Annotated in this window: 19 protein-coding genes; 15 read left to right on the top strand and 4 right to left on the bottom strand. The window is 58.5% G+C overall.

The window, feature by feature from the left end:
- The first annotated feature begins 68 nt into the window (after positions 1 to 68).
- The 8 genes from VNZ60_RS14540 to VNZ60_RS14505 all read left to right on the top strand — a co-directional run bounded on the left by VNZ60_RS14540 (position 69) and on the right by VNZ60_RS14505 (position 7,872).
- Positions 69 to 1,247: a pyridoxal phosphate-dependent aminotransferase gene (locus VNZ60_RS14540; protein WP_325660295.1), complete on the top strand. Its 1,179-nt coding sequence runs from the start codon at positions 69 to 71 to the stop codon at positions 1,245 to 1,247.
- Between the two features lie 240 nt (positions 1,248 to 1,487).
- The gene (locus tag VNZ60_RS14535) at positions 1,488 to 2,444 is read left to right on the top strand and encodes a sugar ABC transporter substrate-binding protein (RefSeq protein ID WP_325660294.1); all 957 of its coding nucleotides are present in this window, start codon (positions 1,488 to 1,490) and stop codon (positions 2,442 to 2,444) included.
- A gap of 122 nt (positions 2,445 to 2,566) precedes the next feature.
- Complete coding sequence (locus VNZ60_RS14530; RefSeq protein WP_325660292.1) at positions 2,567 to 4,180, top strand: sugar ABC transporter ATP-binding protein; 1,614 nt, start codon at positions 2,567 to 2,569, stop codon at positions 4,178 to 4,180.
- Between the two features lie 32 nt (positions 4,181 to 4,212).
- Complete coding sequence (locus VNZ60_RS14525; protein WP_325660290.1) at positions 4,213 to 5,190, top strand: ABC transporter permease; 978 nt, start codon at positions 4,213 to 4,215, stop codon at positions 5,188 to 5,190.
- A gap of 26 nt (positions 5,191 to 5,216) precedes the next feature.
- On the top strand, positions 5,217 to 6,224 hold the full coding sequence (locus VNZ60_RS14520) for a LacI family DNA-binding transcriptional regulator (protein ID WP_325660288.1): 1,008 nt from the start codon (positions 5,217 to 5,219) through the stop codon (positions 6,222 to 6,224).
- Positions 6,225 to 6,264: 40 nt separating this feature from the next.
- Positions 6,265 to 7,179 carry a ribokinase gene (rbsK, locus tag VNZ60_RS14515; RefSeq protein WP_325660286.1) on the top strand — a complete coding sequence of 305 codons (915 nt, stop codon included), beginning with the start codon at positions 6,265 to 6,267 and terminating at the stop codon, positions 7,177 to 7,179.
- 1 nt (position 7,180) lies between these two features.
- Positions 7,181 to 7,573 (top strand): D-ribose pyranase, encoded by a 393-nt coding sequence (rbsD, locus tag VNZ60_RS14510; RefSeq protein WP_325660284.1) that lies wholly within the window; start codon positions 7,181 to 7,183, stop codon positions 7,571 to 7,573.
- 53 nt (positions 7,574 to 7,626) lie between these two features.
- Positions 7,627 to 7,872 (top strand): DUF3717 domain-containing protein, encoded by a 246-nt coding sequence (locus tag VNZ60_RS14505; RefSeq protein ID WP_325660282.1) that lies wholly within the window; start codon positions 7,627 to 7,629, stop codon positions 7,870 to 7,872.
- Here VNZ60_RS14505 and VNZ60_RS14500 read toward each other — a convergent pair.
- Entirely contained in the window at positions 7,861 to 9,375 is a 1,515-nt protein-coding gene (locus tag VNZ60_RS14500; RefSeq protein WP_325660280.1) for a B12-binding domain-containing radical SAM protein, read from the bottom strand. The two genes, VNZ60_RS14505 and VNZ60_RS14500, sit on opposite strands and share 12 nt — an antisense overlap.
- Before the next feature lie 219 nt (positions 9,376 to 9,594).
- Here VNZ60_RS14500 and VNZ60_RS14495 point away from each other — a divergent pair, with 219 nt between their 5' ends.
- Both VNZ60_RS14495 and VNZ60_RS14490 read left to right on the top strand, forming a co-directional pair.
- Positions 9,595 to 9,885 (top strand): type II toxin-antitoxin system HicA family toxin, encoded by a 291-nt coding sequence (locus tag VNZ60_RS14495; RefSeq protein WP_325660278.1) that lies wholly within the window; start codon positions 9,595 to 9,597, stop codon positions 9,883 to 9,885.
- A complete protein-coding gene (locus tag VNZ60_RS14490; protein WP_325660276.1) occupies positions 9,860 to 10,276 on the top strand; it encodes a type II toxin-antitoxin system HicB family antitoxin in 417 nt (138 codons plus the stop codon). Before VNZ60_RS14495 ends, VNZ60_RS14490 begins: the two co-directional genes overlap by 26 nt.
- 9 nt (positions 10,277 to 10,285) lie before the next feature.
- Here VNZ60_RS14490 and VNZ60_RS14485 read toward each other — a convergent pair whose 3' ends face one another.
- A complete protein-coding gene (locus VNZ60_RS14485) occupies positions 10,286 to 11,914 on the bottom strand; it encodes an ABC transporter permease (RefSeq protein ID WP_325660274.1) in 1,629 nt (542 codons plus the stop codon).
- Between the two features lie 137 nt (positions 11,915 to 12,051).
- Between VNZ60_RS14485 and VNZ60_RS14480 the strand changes: the two genes are divergently transcribed.
- Complete coding sequence (locus VNZ60_RS14480; RefSeq protein WP_325660272.1) at positions 12,052 to 13,119, top strand: ABC transporter ATP-binding protein; 1,068 nt, start codon at positions 12,052 to 12,054, stop codon at positions 13,117 to 13,119.
- A 215-nt stretch (positions 13,120 to 13,334) separates the two neighbouring features.
- On the opposite strand, the gene VNZ60_RS14475 is transcribed toward VNZ60_RS14480, so the two are convergent.
- On the bottom strand, positions 13,335 to 14,369 hold the full coding sequence (locus VNZ60_RS14475; RefSeq protein WP_325660270.1) for a Fe(3+) ABC transporter substrate-binding protein: 1,035 nt from the start codon (positions 14,367 to 14,369) through the stop codon (positions 13,335 to 13,337).
- 195 nt (positions 14,370 to 14,564) lie between these two features.
- Between VNZ60_RS14475 and VNZ60_RS14470 the strand changes: the two genes are divergently transcribed.
- The 3 genes from VNZ60_RS14470 to VNZ60_RS14460 all read left to right on the top strand — a co-directional run bounded on the left by VNZ60_RS14470 (position 14,565) and on the right by VNZ60_RS14460 (position 17,223).
- Positions 14,565 to 15,743, top strand: coding sequence for a patatin-like phospholipase family protein (locus VNZ60_RS14470; RefSeq protein WP_325660268.1), 1,179 nt, complete (start codon positions 14,565 to 14,567; stop codon positions 15,741 to 15,743).
- Between the two features lie 5 nt (positions 15,744 to 15,748).
- Positions 15,749 to 16,561 carry a M15 family metallopeptidase gene (locus tag VNZ60_RS14465; RefSeq protein WP_325660266.1) on the top strand — a complete coding sequence of 271 codons (813 nt, stop codon included), beginning with the start codon at positions 15,749 to 15,751 and terminating at the stop codon, positions 16,559 to 16,561.
- Between the two features lie 107 nt (positions 16,562 to 16,668).
- Positions 16,669 to 17,223 carry a phasin family protein gene (locus tag VNZ60_RS14460; protein ID WP_325660264.1) on the top strand — a complete coding sequence of 185 codons (555 nt, stop codon included), beginning with the start codon at positions 16,669 to 16,671 and terminating at the stop codon, positions 17,221 to 17,223.
- Positions 17,224 to 17,327: 104 nt separating this feature from the next.
- On the opposite strand, the gene VNZ60_RS14455 is transcribed toward VNZ60_RS14460, so the two are convergent.
- Positions 17,328 to 18,242, bottom strand: a complete 915-nt coding sequence (locus VNZ60_RS14455) for a LysR family transcriptional regulator (RefSeq protein WP_325660262.1) — start codon at positions 18,240 to 18,242, stop codon at positions 17,328 to 17,330.
- 145 nt (positions 18,243 to 18,387) lie between these two features.
- On the opposite strand from VNZ60_RS14455, the gene VNZ60_RS14450 reads away from it, so the two are divergent.
- Positions 18,388 to 18,792: a DoxX family protein gene (locus VNZ60_RS14450; RefSeq protein WP_325660260.1), complete on the top strand. Its 405-nt coding sequence runs from the start codon at positions 18,388 to 18,390 to the stop codon at positions 18,790 to 18,792.
- Positions 18,793 to 18,795: the final 3 nt, after the last annotated feature.

Raw genomic sequence — 18,795 nt, 5'->3', positions numbered from 1 at the left:
CTGTCGCCGCCTGCCTCAAACATAGCCAAGCCGACGTTGATTATTGCTCTTGCTAACAGGATATTGCCATGTCTTTGGATCATCCCGCCGTCGCCCGTGCCGTGGTTCGTCAACTGGAAGCCTCGCGCATCCGCGAGGTCGCCAATGTCGGCATCGGCCGCGACGATGTATTGCCATTCTGGTTCGGCGAACCGGACCAGGTGACCCCAAGCTTCATCCGCGATGCGGCCAAGGCCGGGCTGGATGACGGCGATACGTTCTACACCCACAACTATGGCATCCCGCCTTTGCGGGCGGCGATTGCAGGCTATTTGTCCGCCTTGCATCAGCCGGTCGAGGCCGGCCGGATAGCGGTCACTTCCTCGGGGGTATCGGCATTGATGGTGTTGTCGCAACTGATCATCAATCCCGGCGATCGCGTGGTTGCGGTGACGCCGTTATGGCCGAACGTCGCCGAGATCCCGAAAATCCTCGGCGCCGAAGTGGTGCGGGTGGCTTTGCAATTCGGCCAGACCTGGGAACTCGATCTGCAACAACTGCTGGACGCCTTGACGCCGGACACCCGCGCAGTCTTGCTGAATTCGCCCAACAATCCAACCGGCTGGGACATGCCGCGCGCGCAACAGGATATCGTGCTGGCGCACTGCCGCCGGCACGGCATCTGGATTGTCGCCGACGACGTGTATGAACGGCTGGTCTACACCGAGCAAGCCGATGCGCCTCAGTGCGCACCTTCCTTTCTGGATATCGCCGCTGCCGACGACCGCCTGATTTCCTCCAACAGTTTTTCCAAATCCTGGCTGATGACCGGCTGGCGGCTGGGCTGGCTGGTGGCGCCGCCGACCTTGATGACGGACATCGGCAAACTGATCGAATACAACACATCGTGCGCGCCGGGGTTTGTGCAACGGGCCGGCGTCGTCGCCATCGAGCGTGGTGATGAAATCATCGGCAACACGGTAGCGCGTTATCGTGCGGCGCGCGATTTCCTGTATCAGCGCTTGAACGCCTTGCCGGGAATTACCGCGCCGCGGCCGAAGGGGGCGATGTATCTGTTTTTCCGCGTTGACGGCGTCAGCGATAGCCTGGCGCTGTGCAAGCAGCTGGTGCGCGACGCCGGGCTCGGTTTGGCTCCCGGCAACGCCTTTGGTCCGGAAGGGGAGGGTTATGTGCGCTGGTGTTTTGCCAGTTCGCTTGAGCGTCTGGAAGACGGCGTGCAACGCCTGGAGCGCTTCCTGCTCGCCTGATCTGCGCTTGATGTCAGGACCGGAATCTCCTGTTATCCGTCTTCCTCGCTGTCTTCTCCAAGAATTTATTGCGGTTTTTGCATGCAGTGCAACGGTCTTGAGTTTTTGCCGGATGTGGTGCTATCATCGAAACGCGCAAACGTTTGCGCACTCCAAAAGATGGCATGCCGATCCGAACGGATATGCTTTCAACAACGCACTTAATAGCCGCAGTTCATAACAATTTTCAGGAGACTTTTGATGAATACCCGTATCCGCCTCAAGCTGATTGCCGCCACCATTCTCGTCTGTGCACTGCCTTCTTTGCCTGCGCTGGCGCAGACCGCCGCCAAACCTAAGGTTGCGCTGGTCATGAAATCGTTGGCCAATGAATTTTTCCTGACCATGGAAAACGGCGCCAAGGAGCATCAGAAAGCCCACGCCGCCCAATATGACCTGATTGCCAACGGCATCAAGGACGAACAAGACACTTCGAACCAAATCAAGATCGTCGAACAGATGATCGTCTCCAAGGTCAACGGCCTGGTGATTGCTCCAGCTGACTCCAAGGCGCTGGTGCCGGTCATCAAGAAAGCCATCGACGCCGGTATCATCGTGGTCAATATCGACAACAAGCTGGATGACGCAGCGCTCAAGGAAAAAGGCATCACCGTGCCATTCGTCGGCCCGGATAACCGCAAGGGTGCGAAGCTGGTCGGTGATTACCTGGCCAAGCAAGTCAAGAGCGGCGACAAGGTTGCCATCATCGAAGGCGTCTCCACCACGTTTAATGCACAGCAACGTACCCTGGGCTTCCAGGATGCAATGACCGCCGCCGGCGCCAAGGTAGTTGGGGTGCAATCGGGGCAATGGGAAATGGACTCGGGCAATAAGGTTGCTGCTGCCATGCTGAATGCAAATCCGGACATCAAGGCGCTGCTGGCAGGTAACGACAACATGGCCCTGGGCGCAGTCGCTGCGGTCAAGGCGGCAGGTAAGACTGGCAAGGTACTGGTGGTTGGCTATGACAACATCAACGCCATCAAGCCGATGTTGAAAGACGGCCGCGTGCTGGCAACCGCCGATCAGTTCGCTTCGCAACAAGCAGTGTTCGGTATCGAGACGGTATTGAAGGCGATTACCGACAAAAAAGCCCAGAACACTCTCGGCGGCACTGTTGAAACCAAGGTCTCGCTGGTGACCAAAGACAGCAAGTAATCTGCATACGAGGGACAGGTGCGTGCAGTCGCCAAGCGCGACGCATTGCCCTGTCCCTACTCAGCTTATTGTCAAAACTCATTGTCAAAACACAACCACGCCTGTCATAGGTGGAGGACAGAATGTCCAATGAATTCAACGCGGCGCACCAGCCTGAGCTGCGCGCCGCTGCATCCGCAGTTCCCTTATTAAGCTTGACCGGAATCGGCAAGACCTATGTCGAACCGGTCTTGAGCGACGTTTCAATCAGCATCAGCCCGGGCCAGATCCTGGCCTTGACCGGTGAAAATGGCGCCGGCAAAAGCACGCTCTCGAAAATCGTCTGCGGCCTGGTGGACGCAACTACCGGCAGCATGCTGCTCGACGGCCAAAGCTACCAGCCAGGCTCGCGCAAGGAAGCCGAGCATCTCGGCATCCGCATGGTGATGCAGGAATTGAACCTGATTCCCACCCTGAGCATTGCCGAAAACCTATATTTCAACCAAATGCCGCATCGCTTCGGCTGGATCGACAAGGCCGCGCTGGCGGCGGCGACACGGGTCCAGATGGCAGCGGTAGGTTTGACCGATATCGATCCTTGGACGCCGGTCGGCGAACTGGGCGTGGGCCATCAGCAAATGGTGGAAATCGCGCGCAACCTGATCGGCAGCTGCCGCTTGCTGGTGCTCGATGAACCCACCGCCATGCTGACCAGCCGCGAGGTCGAGTTGCTGTTCACGCAGATAGCGCGGCTGCAGTCGGAAGGTGTGGCCATCATCTATATTTCGCATCGGCTGGAAGAGTTGAAGCGGGTGGCTGACCGCATCGCCGTGTTGCGCGACGGCCAACTGGTATGCGACGACGTCATCGGCGGCTACAGCACTGAAGCGTTGGTGCAACTGATGGTCGGCCGTGCTGCAGAAGCCGAGCTTGATCTGGGCCATCGCACTATCGGTGCGCCCTTGCTGCGAGTGCGCGATCTCGGGCGCGGCGCGGTGGTTGCGCCGACCTCATTCGATTTGCGCGCCGGCGAAATTCTCGGCGTCGCCGGTTTGATCGGTTCTGGCCGCACCGAATTGCTGCGCCTGATTTTCGGCGCCGATCGCGCCGATCAGGGCGAAGTATTCATCGGCGATCAAACTCAAGCGGCAAAAATTTCGTCGCCGAAAGACGCTGTCGCCGCCGGCATCGCCATGATCACCGAAGACCGCAAGAGCCAGGGCTTGCTGCTGCCGCAATCGATCGGCCTTAACACCACGCTGGCTAAACTGCCTGCCGTCAGCAAGTTCGGCATACTCGACAAGCAGGCCGAGGCCGAGGTCGCCACGGACTACATCAAGCGCCTGCGGATTCGCTCGCGCAACGGCATGCAGGCAGCCGGCGAACTATCCGGCGGCAATCAGCAAAAAGTGGTTATCGCGCGCTGGCTGTACCGCGATTGCCCGATCATGCTGTTCGACGAGCCGACCCGCGGCATCGATATCGGCGCCAAGTTTGATATCTACAAACTGTTGGCCGAGCTGTCGCGTCAAGGCAAGGGGCTGCTGATCGTTTCCAGCGACCTGCGCGAACTGATGCTGATTTGCGACCGCATCGCCGTGATGAGCACCGGCAAGCTGGTCGACACTTTTGAGCGCGGCCAATGGAGCCAGGAGACGATTCTGGCGGCGGCGTTCAGCGGCTACGTGAACGGAAATGGTAACGGCAGCGGCAGTGATAATACTCCGGCAGATACATCCACCGCGCAAGCCGTCTGAAGCCCGCGCTGCAATCAACATAATCGAAAATCATGACAACTCTCTTATTTACCCGAAGCTTTACCCGAAGCATGTCCGGCCTGAAGAATTACCTGGGCTTGATCGGCGCGCTGCTTGCCATGTGCGTGCTGTTCTCATTCTTAAGCGAAAACTTCCTGACCTCCGCCACGTTCACTACCCTGTCCAACGATATTCCGACGCTGGTGGTGATGGCGGTCGGCATGACCTTCGTGCTGATCATCGGTGGCATCGACCTCTCGGTCGGTTCGGTGATGGCGCTGGCGGCCTCGGTGCTGTCGATGGCGATGGTGCGCTGGGGCTGGCCTTTGTTTGCGGCCGCCGTGCTGGGCGTATTTGTGGCCAGCTTGTGCGGCATGCTGACCGGTTCGATTTCGGTCGGCTGGCGGATTCCGTCGTTTATCGTCTCGCTGGGCGTGCTGGAAATGGCGCGCGGCCTGGCTTACCAGGTCACCAATTCGCGCACTGAATATATTGGGAGTGCGGTGGACGGTATCAGTTCGCCTGTCCTGTTCGGCATGTCGCCGGCTTTTCTGTCCGCCATTGTGGTCGTCATCGTCGGTCATCTGGTATTGACCAAGACCGTGTTGGGACGCCACTGGATCGGGATCGGCACCAATGAAGAAGCGGTGCGCCTGGCAGGCATCAATCCGCGCCCCAGCAAGGTGCTGGTGTTTGCCTTGATGGGTTTGCTGGCGGGCGTTGGTGCGCTGTTCCAGGTATCGCGGCTGGAAGCGGCTGATCCGAACGGCGGCGTCGGCATGGAATTGCAAGTGATTGCAGCGGTGGTGATCGGCGGCACCAGCCTGATGGGTGGGCGCGGTTCGGTGATCAGCACCTTTATCGGCGTGCTGATCATCTCGGTGCTGGAAGCGGGACTGGCGCAAGTCGGCGTCAGCGAACCGATGAAACGTATCATCACCGGGCTGGTGATTGTCGCCGCAGTGGTGCTGGATACTTATCGTCGCCGCGGCGAACGTTCAACGCACTAAGCTGCATCAGGCATTGAGTAAATAATATGGCAACCATCAAGGATGTAGCGCGCAGCGCCGGGGTTTCGTACACCACGGTTTCGCACGTCCTCAACCATACCCGCCCGGTCAGCGACGACGCCCGGGCGCGCGTGCTGGCGGCGGTGGAGTCGCTGGCCTACATGCCGAGTGCGCTGGCGCGTTCGCTGAAAAGCAAGGCCACCGGCAGTATCGGCCTGATCATTCCGAACAACACTAATCCGTACTTTTCGGAAGTGGCGCGCGGCATCGAAGATAGTTGTTATGCGGCCGGCTACAGCGTCATCCTGTGCAACTCGGATGACGACCCGGCCAAGCAGCGCGATTATCTGAATGTGCTGCTGACCAAGCGTTGCGATGGCTTGATCGTGGCGACGCTGGCGCAAACCGACGGCGAACTGTTGCGCAAGATGAAAGTGCCGACCGTGTTGCTGGACCGTGCGCCGAAAGACATGGCGATCGATCTGGTAGCGGTCGACAATACCGCCGGCGGCGCGCTGGCGGCCGCGCATCTGCTGAGCCTGGGCCGGCGTCGCATCGCCTGCATCGGCGGCCCGCAAGACATCGCGATTTCGCGCGAGCGGATCGGCGGCTTGCGCCAGACTTTGCAGGCTGCGGGCGTTGCGCTGCCGGAGAGTTTGCTGGCCTACGCTGACTTCACCAGCGCCGGCGGTTATCTGGCGGCGCGCAGTTTGCTGGCGCGCTTTGCATCCCAGCCCTCGCAAGCGCCGGATGCGATTTTTTGCTGTAACGATCTGATGGCGATCGGTGCGCTGCGCGCCGCGGCAGAGCACGGCATCGCAGTGCCTGAGGCGCTGGCGGTGGTGGGCTTCGATGATATCGACCTGGCGCAATTCGTCCATCCGACCTTGACCAGCGTCGCACAGAATACGCGCAAGCTTGGCCAGCTCACCGCCGAATGCCTGCTGCAACGGATTGCGACGCCCGACCGGCCATTGCAGAGGATTTCGATTGCCCCTGAATTACACATCCGCGACTCGACCGTCAGGTCGTGACGACGGAAAACTCTAGTAACCCTTACTTTTAAGAATACACATGATCGTCATCATCGGCAGTATCAATATGGACCTGGTGCTAAGCGTGCCGCGCATGCCGCATCCCGGTGAAACCTTGTCCGGCGGCCGCTTCCAGACCATCTCCGGCGGCAAGGGTGCGAATCAGGCAGTCGCTTGCGCACGCCTCAGCGCCGACAGCGCGAAGGTGGCGATGGTTGCCTGTCTCGGCGACGATGCCTTTGGCGCAGAACTGCGCGCCGCCCTGCGCCGCGACGGTATCGACGATAGCTATGTCAGCACCGTAGAAGGCGAAGCGTCAGGCGTGGCATCGATCCTGGTCGACGCTAATGGCCAGAACAGTATTGTGCTGGCAGCCGGCGCCAACGACGCGCTGAGCCCGGCCCATATCGACGCTGCCCGCAGCCTGATCGAACAGGCGCGCATCGTCGTCTTGCAGCTGGAGACGCCGCTGGCCACCGTCAGCCATGCGATTAAGCTGGCGCATGAACTGGGCAAGATCGTGGTGCTGAACCCGGCGCCAGCGCAAGCTTTGCCCGCCGCTCTGCTGGCGCAAGTGGACTATCTGATTCCGAATGAAATCGAAGCGGCCATGCTGGCCGGCTTGAACGCTGCCAGTCTCGATAACGACGCCGCCATCGAAGCCGCTGTCGCGAAATTGCGCGCTGCCGGCAGCGCCAATGTGCTGGTGACGTTGGGCGAGAAGGGCGTGTATGCCGCGCTGTCGTCCGGCTCGGTCCATTTCGCCGCGCAGCCGACCAAGGCGGTCGATACCACCGCCGCCGGCGATACCTTCATCGGCGGTTTTGTCGCCGCTCTGGCCGAGGGCCGCAGCGAAGCCGACGCCATCGCCTTCGGTCAACGCGCGGCAGCCCTGAGCGTGGCCCGCATCGGCGCTCAAACCTCGATTCCTTATCGTCACGAACTGGAAGCTTGAAATGAAGAAGAGCCCATTGCTGAATATCGCCCTGTCGGAATTGATTGCCTCGCTCGGTCACGGCGAAAGTATCGTGATCGGCGACGCCGGTTTGCCGGTGCCGCCCGGCGTGCCGCTGATCGATCTGGCGCTGACGCGCGGCGTACCTGGCTTCATGGTGACTTTGCAAACGGTATTGACGGAAATGCAGGTCGAACACCACGTATTGGCTGACGAGTTGCCGCTGCACAGCCCGCAACTGGCGCAGCAGATCGATACTCTCGGGCTGGCCGACAAGCGTACTTTGTCGCATGCCGATTTCAAGCGCATGACGCAGAGCGCTAAAGCCGTTATCCGCACCGGCGAGTTCACGCCTTACGCCAACATCATCCTGGTCGCCGGCGTAGTTTTTTGACAATATTTATGCAACATAGCTGACAAGCCGGCCTCGGCAGGTACAATTAAGCCATGAATATCTCATTGCCCGAACTGGAACAAGCCATCAATTACTGGCGTCTGCAACGGCCTGCGGTAGGGGAGGAATGCGCCTTGTCGCCCGAGGTCAATGCGCTCGCCAATGTGTATGCCTTGATGATCATCAATCACAGCAGCAGCGTGACGCTGGCTTCCATGGACAGCATTGCGCAGCAGTTGATCGGCGCCTGGCGCCAGCACATGCTGGACCTTGGCAGCGCCACCAAATCAATGGGTTAGATGCCGCGCCTGACGTTTCGGCGCAACCAGGCCGTCGGGTTTGAGCGGGAGCTGTGGCAAGTCTGCTTGCCTGGCTGGTTTGCCCGCATAGTCCGTGCTGAGCACGGCGTTGACCGCGGTTTCACTCATTCCTTGCAAACGCAACCACTGGCCGACCAGGCCTGCCAGCCGATCCAGCGCAATCCGATGGGTCGCATCGGTCTTGCCGTACAGCCAATCGGAAAACGCCATGAAGTTTGCAAACGGCGACTCGCCCAGCAAGATCGGCAACGTGTGCGCAAAGCGGCCTGAATTTGCCACCAGATCCCAGTAGCGCGAGAAACGTTGCAGGCGTTGCATGGTTTGGAAGTCGATCAGATTGGTCGCCAGGATGGTATAGGGCGGGTGCGGATCGAAGATCAGGCCGTAGGGTTCGGTATGGCGGATGATGGGCGTGCCGCGCAAGCGCTTCAGAATCCCGAACTGGATTTCATGCGGCTGCAGCTCAACCAGGCGATCGAAACCGCGGGCGAAACTGGCGACGTCTTCCCCCGGCAGGCCGGCGATCAAGTCGACGTGCAGATGCGCCTGCGATTGCTGTATCAGCCAGCGAATGTTTTCCGCCGCCTTTTCATTATTTTGCTTGCGGCTGACCAGCGCCTGCACTTCCGGATTAAAACTCTGGATGCCGATTTCGAATTGCAGCGCGCCGGGCGGGAATTGCGCGATCGACTCCTTCAAGGCGTCCGGCAAATGATCCGGCACCAGCTCGAAGTGGGCAAACACCGGATCGTCGGGATTGGCCGCCAGCTTGTCGAGAAAGAATTGCAGGATCTTGAGGCTGGTCTTGACGTTCAGGTTGAAAGTGCGGTCGACGAATTTGAACAGCCGCGCGCCGCGTGCATATAGCGACTCCATCTCGGCCAGGAAATTGTCGAGCGCAAAAGGCCATGCCGTCTTGTCCAGCGCCGACAAGCAGAATTCACATTTGAACGGACAGCCGCGCGAAGCCTCTACATACAAGGTGCGATGGGCGATATCGTGGTCGCTGTACAAGCTATACGGCAGGACAATATCAGCCATCGGCGGCTGGACACCGACGTGGACCTTCATCAGCGGCTTCGGCCCATGCAGGATCTGCCGGCATAACTGCGGCAAGGTAACGTCGCCCCAGCCGGTCACCAGATAATCGGCGAGCTGGACGATTTGTTGTTCGGCCGATTCGTAAGACACTTCCGGACCGCCGAGGACGATCACCATCTCCGGCGCCACCCGTTTCAGCATTGCCACCACCTTGGTGGTTTCCTCGATATTCCAGATATACACGCCGAAGCCGACGATGGTGGTGCCTGTGGCAGCTTTGTGCGCCAGCAGCTTTTCGACGATGTCGGTGGTCTTGGCGCCGATGACGAATTCATGCAATTGCGTAAGCTCGCGCAGATCGCCCATGTTCGCCTGCAAGTAGCGTAGCCCGAGAGAGGCGTGGGAATAGCGCGCGTTGAGTGTGGATAGCAGGATGGTCATAGTTGGCTAGCGGAAAGATTGACGGCAGAAACTGCGGAATGCGCCATTTTACGCCTGGCTACCTGCCTGACCCCTAAGCTTTTAGGTGGATTGCCAAATTGACAAAATTAGCCTTATTTATGAATACTGCAATAAATCATCACGTATCAGGCTTTATCCGAATCTCCATTTTGCAACTGATTTTCAGTTGCTTTTTTTAGGGTCGCACGGGATAATCAAATGACGAAAACCGATAAATTACGCAGCCGAGCTGCGTCTGTTCCTGCGGACTTTACTTGGCAGGAATTGGTCAGCCTGCTCAACTCATACGGGTTCATCGAGTTTTCCGATAAGGGCGGTTCTTATCGCAGTTTTAAAAACGCGGCGGGTCTCAAGATATTTATGCACAAGCCGCACCCTGGAAATATCGTGAAAAAATATTTATTGCTAAAAGTACGCAACAAGCTGAAAGAATACGGCTTGACGGATACCTCGGAGGAATGCCATGAGCGACAAAGTACTGAACCATAGAAATTATTCCGGCTCGATCGAGATCAGCATCGAGGATGGCTGCCTGCATGGCGAGATCTTGTTTATCAACGATCTCGTAAGCTACGAAGCCGAAAACGTTCGGGAGCTGCAAACAGCATTTGAAGACGCAGTGGATGTTTATCTGGACAAATGCCAACGCGAAGGCCTGGAACCGGACAAGCCCTGCAGCGGTACCTTCAATGTCCGTCTTACGCCAGAGCTGCATCGTAATGCCAGCTTGGCGGCGGCTAGGAAGGGGCAGTCTCTCAACGATTTCGTGAAGGATTGCGTTAGCGACGGCGTATCGGCAACAAGTAAAGATCCCGGCTCTACTCCACGTAGCAGCCACTTACGTCCTGTCACTACCAAATCCCATCGCAGCGCAAAATAAGGAAAATTTTTAGCGCCGGCTCAAGGCTCTGGTTACCAGCAATACCGGAATCAAGCCTACGGCAACAATCGTCAAGGCAGGCAACGCTGCCTCGCCCAGACGTTCATCACGCGCCAGATTGTGCGCGATCACCGCCAGCGTATCGGTATTGAACGGCCGCAGCAGCAGGGTGGCGGGCAATTCCTTGACCACGTCCACGAACACCATCAGGAACGCAGTCGCCATCGAGCGCCACAACAGTGGCGCGTGGAGGACACGAGCGATGCGCCAGCCGCTGCTGCCGAGGGTGCGTGCTGCTTCATCCAGCGCAGCGGGGATGCGGGCGTAGCCGGCTTCGATTGATTGCACCGCAACCGCGCTGAAGCGCACCAGGTAGGCGTACAAAATTCCGAGCGCGGTGGCTGTCACCAGAATCCCGATCTGGTTTTGCGGCGCCAGCACCTGCAACCACGCCAGCGGCAGCAGGATGCCGACCGCGATCACCGAGCCGGGCACGGCATAACCCATGGCCGCCATGCGCGTGACCAGACGCAGCAGCCATAGTTTGAACGGCGGCAAATTGCGCGTCCGCTGTACATAGCTGAGCGCCAGCGCCACCGCAACAGCGAGTACCGCGGCGATTGCGCCGAAGCGGGAGCTGTTCCAGGCCCAGCCGGCATAGCGCAACAGATCGACACCGCTGTTCAGATAGGGATCGCTTTCCTGATGCAGGAATTCGCGCCACATCAGCCGTAGCAGGATCAATACCGGCAAGACAAAACCAAGCACGATCGGCAGGCCGCAGATCAGCCATGCAATCAGGCGCTGGCCGCCCCGCAAAGGTGCGAGTCGCGTCTCCGGCGCATCGCTGCGTTGTCCGCGTACGCTGGAAAAACGCAGGCGCTGCTGGCCCTTGCGTTCAACCCATAGCAACAGCGCGACGATGGCCAGAAGCACCGACGCCAGTTGCGCTGCGGCCATCTGGTTATCCATCACCAACCAGGCTTTGTAGATGCCGGTGGTGAAAGTGCTCAGGCCAAAATACGCGCCGACGCCATAGTCGGCCAGCGTTTCCATCAAGGCCAGCGCGGCGCCGGCCATCAACGCCGGCCGCGCCAGCGGCAGCGCCACGCGGCGGATGCGCGCAGCCAGGGGCGCGCCCAGCAAACGTGCTGCTTCCATCAGATGCAGACCGCGTTCGTTCAAGGCATTGCGCGCCAGCAGGTAGGTGTAGGGATAGAGCGTAAAAATGAACAGGAAAATCGCGCCGGGCAGGCTGCGTATTTCCGGCAGGCGCAGGCCCGGCATGAGCTGGCGCAAACTGGTTTGCAGCAGACCGCTGTATTGCAGAAAATCGGTATAGGCATAGGCAGACACATAAGCCGGCATCGCCATCGGCAGTAGCAGCGCCCATTGGAAAAAACGGCGGCCGCGGAACTCGAACAGGCTGACAGTGACCGCCGTGGCGGCGCCGACCATCACCACGCCGACCGTCACCGCCAGCGCTAGCCAGGCGGATGTGGCCAGGTAGGCTGGCAGCATCGTTTGCATCTGCTGCGACAACAGATCGAGCGCCTGCGCCTCCAGTTGCAGCCAGGCGCCGGCGATACCGAATAGGGGAAGAGCGATCAACAGCGCGATTAAAGCGATCAGTGGCATGTGCTTGGAAGTAGGGAATTGCGGGGTTTAAATTGGAGTGCGGTAAACTAGGGTATTCCACCCGTGGCATTGAGCGGCAAAGACGCGTTTATCCCGATCCGACCCGAATTGTAACCAGCATCACCTGCCTGCTTCCCATGTTTCTCACTCTCGATCAAGTCAGTGTCAGTTATCCCGGCGCGCCGGCGCCGGCGGTGCATGCGGTGTCGTTGCAGCTTGCGGCCGGCCAGCTTGGCGTGCTGATCGGCCCGTCTGGCAGCGGCAAGACCAGTTTGTTGCGCGCGATCGCCGGCCTGGAGCAGGCGCAGAGCGGGCAAATTACCTTGGATCAGCAACTGCTGGATGGGCCGCAGACCAGGGTCGCCGCCGAGCAGCGCCGCATCGGCATGGTGTTCCAGGATTTTGCCTTGTTCCCGCATCTGAGCATTGCGGCGAATATCGGCTTCGGTTTGCAGCATGCCTCGCGCCAGCAACGCTTGCGGCGGGTCGAAGAAATGCTGGCGCTGGTGGGATTGGAAGGTTCGCAGGAAAAATATCCGCATCAATTGTCTGGCGGCCAGCAGCAACGGGTGGCGCTGGCGCGGGCCCTGGCGCCGGAGCCGCGCCTGCTGCTGCTGGATGAGCCGTTTTCCAGCCTGGATATCGAGTTGCGCGAGCGTCTGGCGCATGATGTGCGGCAGATCTTGACGCAGGCCGGCATCACGGCGCTGATGGTGACCCACGATCAGCTGGAAGCCTTCGCCATCGGCGATGTGGTCGGCGTGATGCAGCATGGCCATCTGCAGCAATGGGCGGCGCCCTACGATTTGTATCATCGGCCTGCGACACGCTTTGTCGCCGATTTCATCGGCCACGGCGTGTTGCTGCCGGGGCGTTTGATCGACAGCAGCGGGCGGCTGGCAGTGTCTACCGCATTGGGCGATTTGCAGGATGTCAGCGCCGAGGCCTTGCAGAAAATCCAGGTGCATGGGCGCGCGCCGTTTGACGTATTGTTGCGTGCGGACGGTATCGTGCATGACGATGCGTCGCCGTTCAAGGCACGGATAAAACGCAAATCTTTCCGCGGCGCTGAATTCTTATACACGCTGCAACTGGCAAGCGGCCAAGAGTTGCTGGCATTGGTGCCGTCCCATCACGATCATGCCGTCGATGAGTGGATAGGTATCAAACTGGATGTGAGTCACGTGGTGACCTTCCCTTTGTAAATTTGTAAATTTATCAATTGCATGACTTTCCGGAAAAGTAATCATCATGGCGCAATATATTGTGGTCGGTCTGGAGTTTGGCGTGGTGCTGATGGTGGCGCTGGCGATTTACATGATCAGGAAAAAATAGACCGTTCCCAGATATGAAAAAGGCTGGCGCATCGCGGCCAGCCTTTGCCTAAACCTTGGCGTCTTCTTAGTGACCTCTCAGTGGCCTATTTATAACCGGCGCGATCCAGCAATTGCTGCACTTTCTGCTGGTTACGGCCAACCGCCGAGACGTCGATCACCTCCGCTTTGTAAGGGCCAAGCGCATCCAGCGCCGGATTGCCGCTCTTCACGCCCTTGACCGCTGGCGATTCGTTATTGCCTTCGGCGAAATAGCGCTGGGCGTCGTCGCTCGACAAATATTCCAGGAACTTGACTGCCGCAGCACGATGCGGCGCATGCTTGGCGACGCCGGCGCCGGCGATGTTGACATGGGCGCCGGTGGTTTTCTGATTAGGCCAGATCACCGCGACTTTTTTCATCACCTCGATATCTTCCGGCTTGGTCGATTTCATCAGCCGCGCAACGTAGTAGGAATTCGAAATCGCCACGCCGCATTCGCCCGAGGCGACGGCCTTGATCTGGTCGGTATCGCCACCCACCGGCGAGCGCGCCTGGTTAGCGACATAGCCCTTGAGCAGCGCTTCCGTCTTGGCTTCGCCGTGATGTTCCAGCAGAGAGCCGAACAGCGAGACGTTGTAAGGATGCGAACCGGAACGGGTGCACAGCTTGCCCTTGTTCTTCGGATCGGCCAGCGCTTCGTAGGTGTCGACGTCTTGCGGCTGAACATTTTGCTTGTTGTAGACGATCACGCGAGCCCGCGTCGAAAAGCCAAACCATTGCGAGCCCTTGCCATCATCCTTGCCGCGCAGGTTCACCGGGATGCGTTCATCGAGGACGGCCGATTTCACCGGCTGGAACAGGCCGTCGTTTTCTGCCCGCCACAACCGCGCCGCATCCACCAGCAAGATTACATCGGCCGGACTGGCGGCGCCTTCGCTTTTCAGGCGCGCGATGGTGCCGGCGTCATCGCCGTCGACGCGGTTGATCTTGATGCCGGTAGTCTTGGTGAAATTGCCATACAGCGCTTCGTCGGTTTGATAGTGGCGTGCCGAATACAGGTTCAGAACTTGTTCCTGAGAGAATGCGGAGGCGGTACTAGTGGCCAGAATGGCGCTGGCGATGAGAGAGCGCAAAAGCATGGAAACTCCTGTCTTGATGAGGGGAATGAAGATTTGTTGCTGGTAACAAATAGTTACATTTAAGGATGCGCCACTATATCACAAATGAGAATCGTTACGATTTGTGATGATTTGATGACATATCGGAGATCGCCGTCGCGGCACATCGCGATCGGGTAATATATTTGCTCTTCCATAAGAAAAGATGGGCGTCAAATGAGCAATAAAACTACATCCAAAGTACAGACGCAAGCGAAGACCAAAGCCGCCGGCCCGCGGGTGGCGCTGGTGCTGCAGGGCGGGGGCGCGCTGGGCGCTTATCAGGCCGGCGTATACCATGCGATGCACGAAAACGGCTTTACTCCGGATTGGGTGGTCGGCACCTCCATCGGCGCGATCAATGCCGCGATTATTGCTGGCAACGAACGCGATCTGCGGCTTTCGCGGCTGAAGGAATTTTGGGAGCAGGTCGGTCACGGCGATTTGATGGATTTGAGCAAAGTCACAGATACCGCGCGCCAGTTCAATACCTGGTGGACCACGGCCGATGTGACAATGCGCGGGGTGCCGGGATTTTTCTCGCCGCGCGGGCCTAATCCGTTTCAACTAGGCATGGCGGTAGCGCCCGAGCAGGCCAGTTTCTACGACACCGGTCCGCTGGCCGAGACGCTGAGCCGACTGGTCGATTTCGATTTTCTGAATGCGCCGGGCGGCATTCGTCTGACCGTCAGCGCGATGAAAGTGGCGTGCGGCAGCCTGGTCAAATTCGATTCGCTGGAACGGCAGATCGGGGTCGAGCACATCATGGCCAGCGGCGCGTTGCCACCCGGCTTTGCGCCAGTGCGGGTTGACGGCGATCTGTACTGGGACGGCGGCTTGTACTCGAATACGCCGTTGGAAGTGGTGCTGGAAGACGAAGCCAAGACCGAGATCGATGGCCACACCATTTGCGTGCTGGTGGATTTATGGAACGCCAACGGCCCCGAGCCGACGACCTTGAACCAGATCGAGAATCGTCAGAAAGACGTGACATTTGCTTCACGCTCGGAGCGTCATATCCAAAATTATTTGCGCATGTATCAACTGCGCCATGCCGCCTTTGCTCTGTATAAAAAATTGCCGCCGGAACTGCGCAGCAAATCGGATCTCCACGAGTTCAAGGGTATGTCCGACCAAGGTACGATTCATGTGGTGCGCCTGCGCTACGGCGGCCACGACTGGAATATGGCGTCCAAGGACATCAATTTTTCGCGTGGCTCGATCGAATGGCGCTGGGAGCAAGGTTACTCCGACGCCATGCAGACCGCCGAGAGCATCAGGGCGAATGGCGAAACCTTTGGCAACTCCGACGCCGGCCTGGTGGTGCATGAGTTGGTCATGCCACCGTCAGCGTAAAATCGATGGCGTCTATCTCTGTCTTTGCCTCTGTCTTGCGCCTGGCCGTGCCCTTGCTTTTGCTGCTGGCAGGTGCGGCGCCGCATGCCGGCGCGCAGCCCGGCGTCGCGGCGCTGGATAGCCAGCAATGCGCGCTCCTTAAGCAGCATGTGCTGCAGCCTGGTGCGCCGGTTGATTGCCCGCAACTGCAAGTGGTCCGTTTCGCGTATCTGGATTTTGACCATGTGTCGCATAACGATGGCGAGATCATGGTGATGGCAGCCGTCGCGCCGCAGGTAAAAGCGTTGTTCGACGAACTGCTCAAGCGTGGTTTCCCGCTTGCGCAGGCACGCCTGATGGAGCATTATCAAGGCAACGACGACGCTTCGATGGCAGACAACAATACCTCTGCCTTTAACGACAGGCCGATCACCGGCGGCAAGACGGTTTCCTTGCATGCCTACGGTTTGGCGATCGATATTAATCCTTTGCAAAATCCGTATGTGCTGCGCGATGCTCAGGGGCGGCAGATATATAGTCCGCCGGCCGGGCAGGCTTTCGGTGAACGACTGGTTAGCCGGCCCGGAAGCAGTGAACAAGTTGTGGAACTATTCGCCCAGCATGGCTTTCTGATCTGGGGAGGCGATTGGAGAAAACCGATTGATTACCAGCATTTCCAGGTCAGCCGCAAGCTGGCTGAACGGATGGCAAAACTGCCGGCGCCGCAGGCGCGCCAGCTGTTTGAAAGTACGGTTGCAGCTTACCGTGCCTGCCGCACAGGCAGCGGTCACGGTAGCAAACCAAAAGACAGGATGGTTTGCGCGGCAGCGGCAGGCTAGCGCACTGTCAAATTTGGCAGGGGGCAGATTCGCATTTTGCTTGTAGAATGAATGCGAAATATTGCCATATTGATAGCAATACCGATTTGTTCACACAGGAGAAGGCCATGTTTTCGTTTCATGAAAAGTTTGCCGAAGCAACCAAAGCGCATTTTGAAGCCCAGTTGGCATTGCTCAATACCCTGACTGCAAAAACTTTCGAGGGCGTTGAAAAAGTCATCGAACTCAACCTGAATGCCGCCAAAGCGTCATTGGAAGAATCCAGCGAAGCCACCAAACAATTACTGAGCGCCAAAGACCCGCAAGAATTCCTGACATTGTCGGCCGCGCAAGCCAAGCCGAATGCAGAAAAGGCCGCAGCCTATGGCCGTCATCTGGCCAGCATCGCCTCTGGCACCCAGGCTGAATATACCCGCGCAGCAGAAGCGCAAGTCGCAGAAACCAGCCGCAGAATCAATGCCTTGATAGAAGAAGTCAGCAAGAACGCGCCACCAGGTTCGGAAAGCGCGATCTCGATTCTGAAATCGGTGATCAGCAATGCCAATGCGGGTTATGAGCAGCTCACCAAGAATACCAAGCAGGCGGTGGAAACCCTGGAAGCCAATCTGAATAACGCCAGCGCGCAACTGACTCAGGCGACTACGCCACGTAGCAAGAAGTAAATAATAAGAGATAAGGGCAGCAGCTTTTTGCTTACCGCTTTACTGCTCTTCTTGATCCACGCTTGATCCACGATAAAGGCCGCAGATGCGGCCTTTATCTTTATCTATATAGGTAAGGCGCGGTCCCAGGCCGGCACCTCGCCGAACTGCTGCGCCAGGAAATCGACAAAGGTGCGCACCTTGGCCGACAGGTGCTGGCGGCTCGGATATACCGCGTGGATCGCCAGCTCGTCACCATGGTAATCGGTCAGGATCGGTAGCAAGCGGCCGTCGCGGATCGCATCGCCAATGATGAAAGTCGGTTGCCGGATGACGCCCATGCCGGCAACTGCCGCGGCCAATAGCAGATCGCCGTTATTGCAATGCAAACCGCCGTTGATGCGCACCGTGTGCGTTTTGCCGTCGCGCTGCAAGCGCCATTCGTTATCCGGCAGCGTATAGGCATAGGTCAGGCAGGCATGGCGGGCCAGATCATCCGGATGTTGCGGTACGCCGTGCCGTTCAAGATAGGCCGGCGCGGCGCAGGTCAGCACGTGCGCCGTCGCCAGCTTGCGCATCACCAGGCTGGAATTCTGCAATCTGCCGATGCGGATCGCCAGATCGAAACCTTCTTCAACCAGATCGACAACCCGATCGGACAAGGTCACGTCCAGTTCGACATTCGGATAGCGTTGCGCGTACAACGGCAGTAGTTGCCCCAGATGGTTGACGGAAAAGGACACCGGCGCATTGATACGCAACACGCCGCCCGGATTGGCGGCGTGCATGCCGGCCGCCAGCGTGGCTTGTTCAAGATCGGCCAGTAGCTGCTTGCAGCGTTCCAGATAGGCGCTGCCGGTATCGGTCAGGCTGAGGCGGCGCGTGCTGCGATTCAGCAGGCGCGCGCCCAGGTATTCCTCAAGCTCGGCGATATGCCGTGTCACCGACGGATTCGACAAGTTCAGAATCCGCGCAGCGCCCGACAGGCTGCCGCTTTCAGTCACTTTGACAAACACCTTCATGGCCTCGAACAGATTCATTGCAACGCCCTATTGTTTTGAAATCCGGAAATGGTATTTTAATGAAACCGCATTTTTCTTTCCGTTGCAAGAATATATAGTCAAACACGATCCGATTCATAAACTATCTATCTTGGTTTTTAACTATTTTTGCGAGGGTAATATCATGAACACAAGCAACCCCGGCATCTACGCCGCTACCCTGCTCAGACTGACCCTGGGCATTGCCCTGCTGGCGCATGCCTACCTCAAGGTCTTCGTATTCACTTTACCGGGCGCGGCCGGCTTTTTTGCCAGTCAGGGGTTTCCCGCATGGTCGGTCTACCCTGTGGTAGCGGTGGAAGTGCTGACCGGGATTGCCATGGTGCTTGGCCTGCAAGCCCGGATTGCCGCCGTGATTTCACTGCCGGTACTGTTGGGCGCATTATCGGTACATGCCGGTAACGGCTGGGTGTTCACCAGCCCTAACGGCGGTTGGGAATATCCGGCGTTCATGGTGATCACCGCCATTTCAGTGGCCTTGCTGGGCAACGGCGCGTTTGCGTTAGGCACCAGCAAGGTCGACAAGTAATTT

Source organism: Collimonas sp., from assembly GCF_035566375.1.
Lineage (GTDB): Bacteria > Pseudomonadota > Gammaproteobacteria > Burkholderiales > Burkholderiaceae_D > Collimonas.
Note: the sequence above shows the minus strand (reverse complement) of the source record. Positions and strands in the feature narration are given on the sequence as shown.

What these genes read in the sequence shown, in the direction of transcription:
- VNZ60_RS14460 (WP_325660264.1), top strand. Translation starts at nt 16,669, where the DNA reads ATGTTTTCGTTTCATGAAAAGTTTGCCGAAGCAACCAAAGCGCATTTT.
- VNZ60_RS14505 (WP_325660282.1), top strand. Translation starts at nt 7,627, where the DNA reads ATGAATATCTCATTGCCCGAACTGGAACAAGCCATCAATTACTGGCGT.
- VNZ60_RS14455 (WP_325660262.1), bottom strand. Translation starts at nt 18,242, where the DNA reads ATGAATCTGTTCGAGGCCATGAAGGTGTTTGTCAAAGTGACTGAAAGC.
- VNZ60_RS14490 (WP_325660276.1), top strand. Translation starts at nt 9,860, where the DNA reads ATGAGCGACAAAGTACTGAACCATAGAAATTATTCCGGCTCGATCGAG.
- VNZ60_RS14480 (WP_325660272.1), top strand. Translation starts at nt 12,052, where the DNA reads ATGTTTCTCACTCTCGATCAAGTCAGTGTCAGTTATCCCGGCGCGCCG.
- VNZ60_RS14495 (WP_325660278.1), top strand. Translation starts at nt 9,595, where the DNA reads ATGACGAAAACCGATAAATTACGCAGCCGAGCTGCGTCTGTTCCTGCG.
- VNZ60_RS14475 (WP_325660270.1), bottom strand. Translation starts at nt 14,369, where the DNA reads ATGCTTTTGCGCTCTCTCATCGCCAGCGCCATTCTGGCCACTAGTACC.
- VNZ60_RS14525 (WP_325660290.1), top strand. Translation starts at nt 4,213, where the DNA reads ATGACAACTCTCTTATTTACCCGAAGCTTTACCCGAAGCATGTCCGGC.
- VNZ60_RS14465 (WP_325660266.1), top strand. Translation starts at nt 15,749, where the DNA reads ATGGCGTCTATCTCTGTCTTTGCCTCTGTCTTGCGCCTGGCCGTGCCC.
- VNZ60_RS14500 (WP_325660280.1), bottom strand. Translation starts at nt 9,375, where the DNA reads ATGACCATCCTGCTATCCACACTCAACGCGCGCTATTCCCACGCCTCT.
- VNZ60_RS14450 (WP_325660260.1), top strand. Translation starts at nt 18,388, where the DNA reads ATGAACACAAGCAACCCCGGCATCTACGCCGCTACCCTGCTCAGACTG.
- VNZ60_RS14540 (WP_325660295.1), top strand. Translation starts at nt 69, where the DNA reads ATGTCTTTGGATCATCCCGCCGTCGCCCGTGCCGTGGTTCGTCAACTG.
- VNZ60_RS14485 (WP_325660274.1), bottom strand. Translation starts at nt 11,914, where the DNA reads ATGCCACTGATCGCTTTAATCGCGCTGTTGATCGCTCTTCCCCTATTC.
- VNZ60_RS14535 (WP_325660294.1), top strand. Translation starts at nt 1,488, where the DNA reads ATGAATACCCGTATCCGCCTCAAGCTGATTGCCGCCACCATTCTCGTC.
- VNZ60_RS14530 (WP_325660292.1), top strand. Translation starts at nt 2,567, where the DNA reads ATGTCCAATGAATTCAACGCGGCGCACCAGCCTGAGCTGCGCGCCGCT.
- rbsK (WP_325660286.1), top strand. Translation starts at nt 6,265, where the DNA reads ATGATCGTCATCATCGGCAGTATCAATATGGACCTGGTGCTAAGCGTG.
- VNZ60_RS14520 (WP_325660288.1), top strand. Translation starts at nt 5,217, where the DNA reads ATGGCAACCATCAAGGATGTAGCGCGCAGCGCCGGGGTTTCGTACACC.
- rbsD (WP_325660284.1), top strand. Translation starts at nt 7,181, where the DNA reads ATGAAGAAGAGCCCATTGCTGAATATCGCCCTGTCGGAATTGATTGCC.
- VNZ60_RS14470 (WP_325660268.1), top strand. Translation starts at nt 14,565, where the DNA reads ATGAGCAATAAAACTACATCCAAAGTACAGACGCAAGCGAAGACCAAA.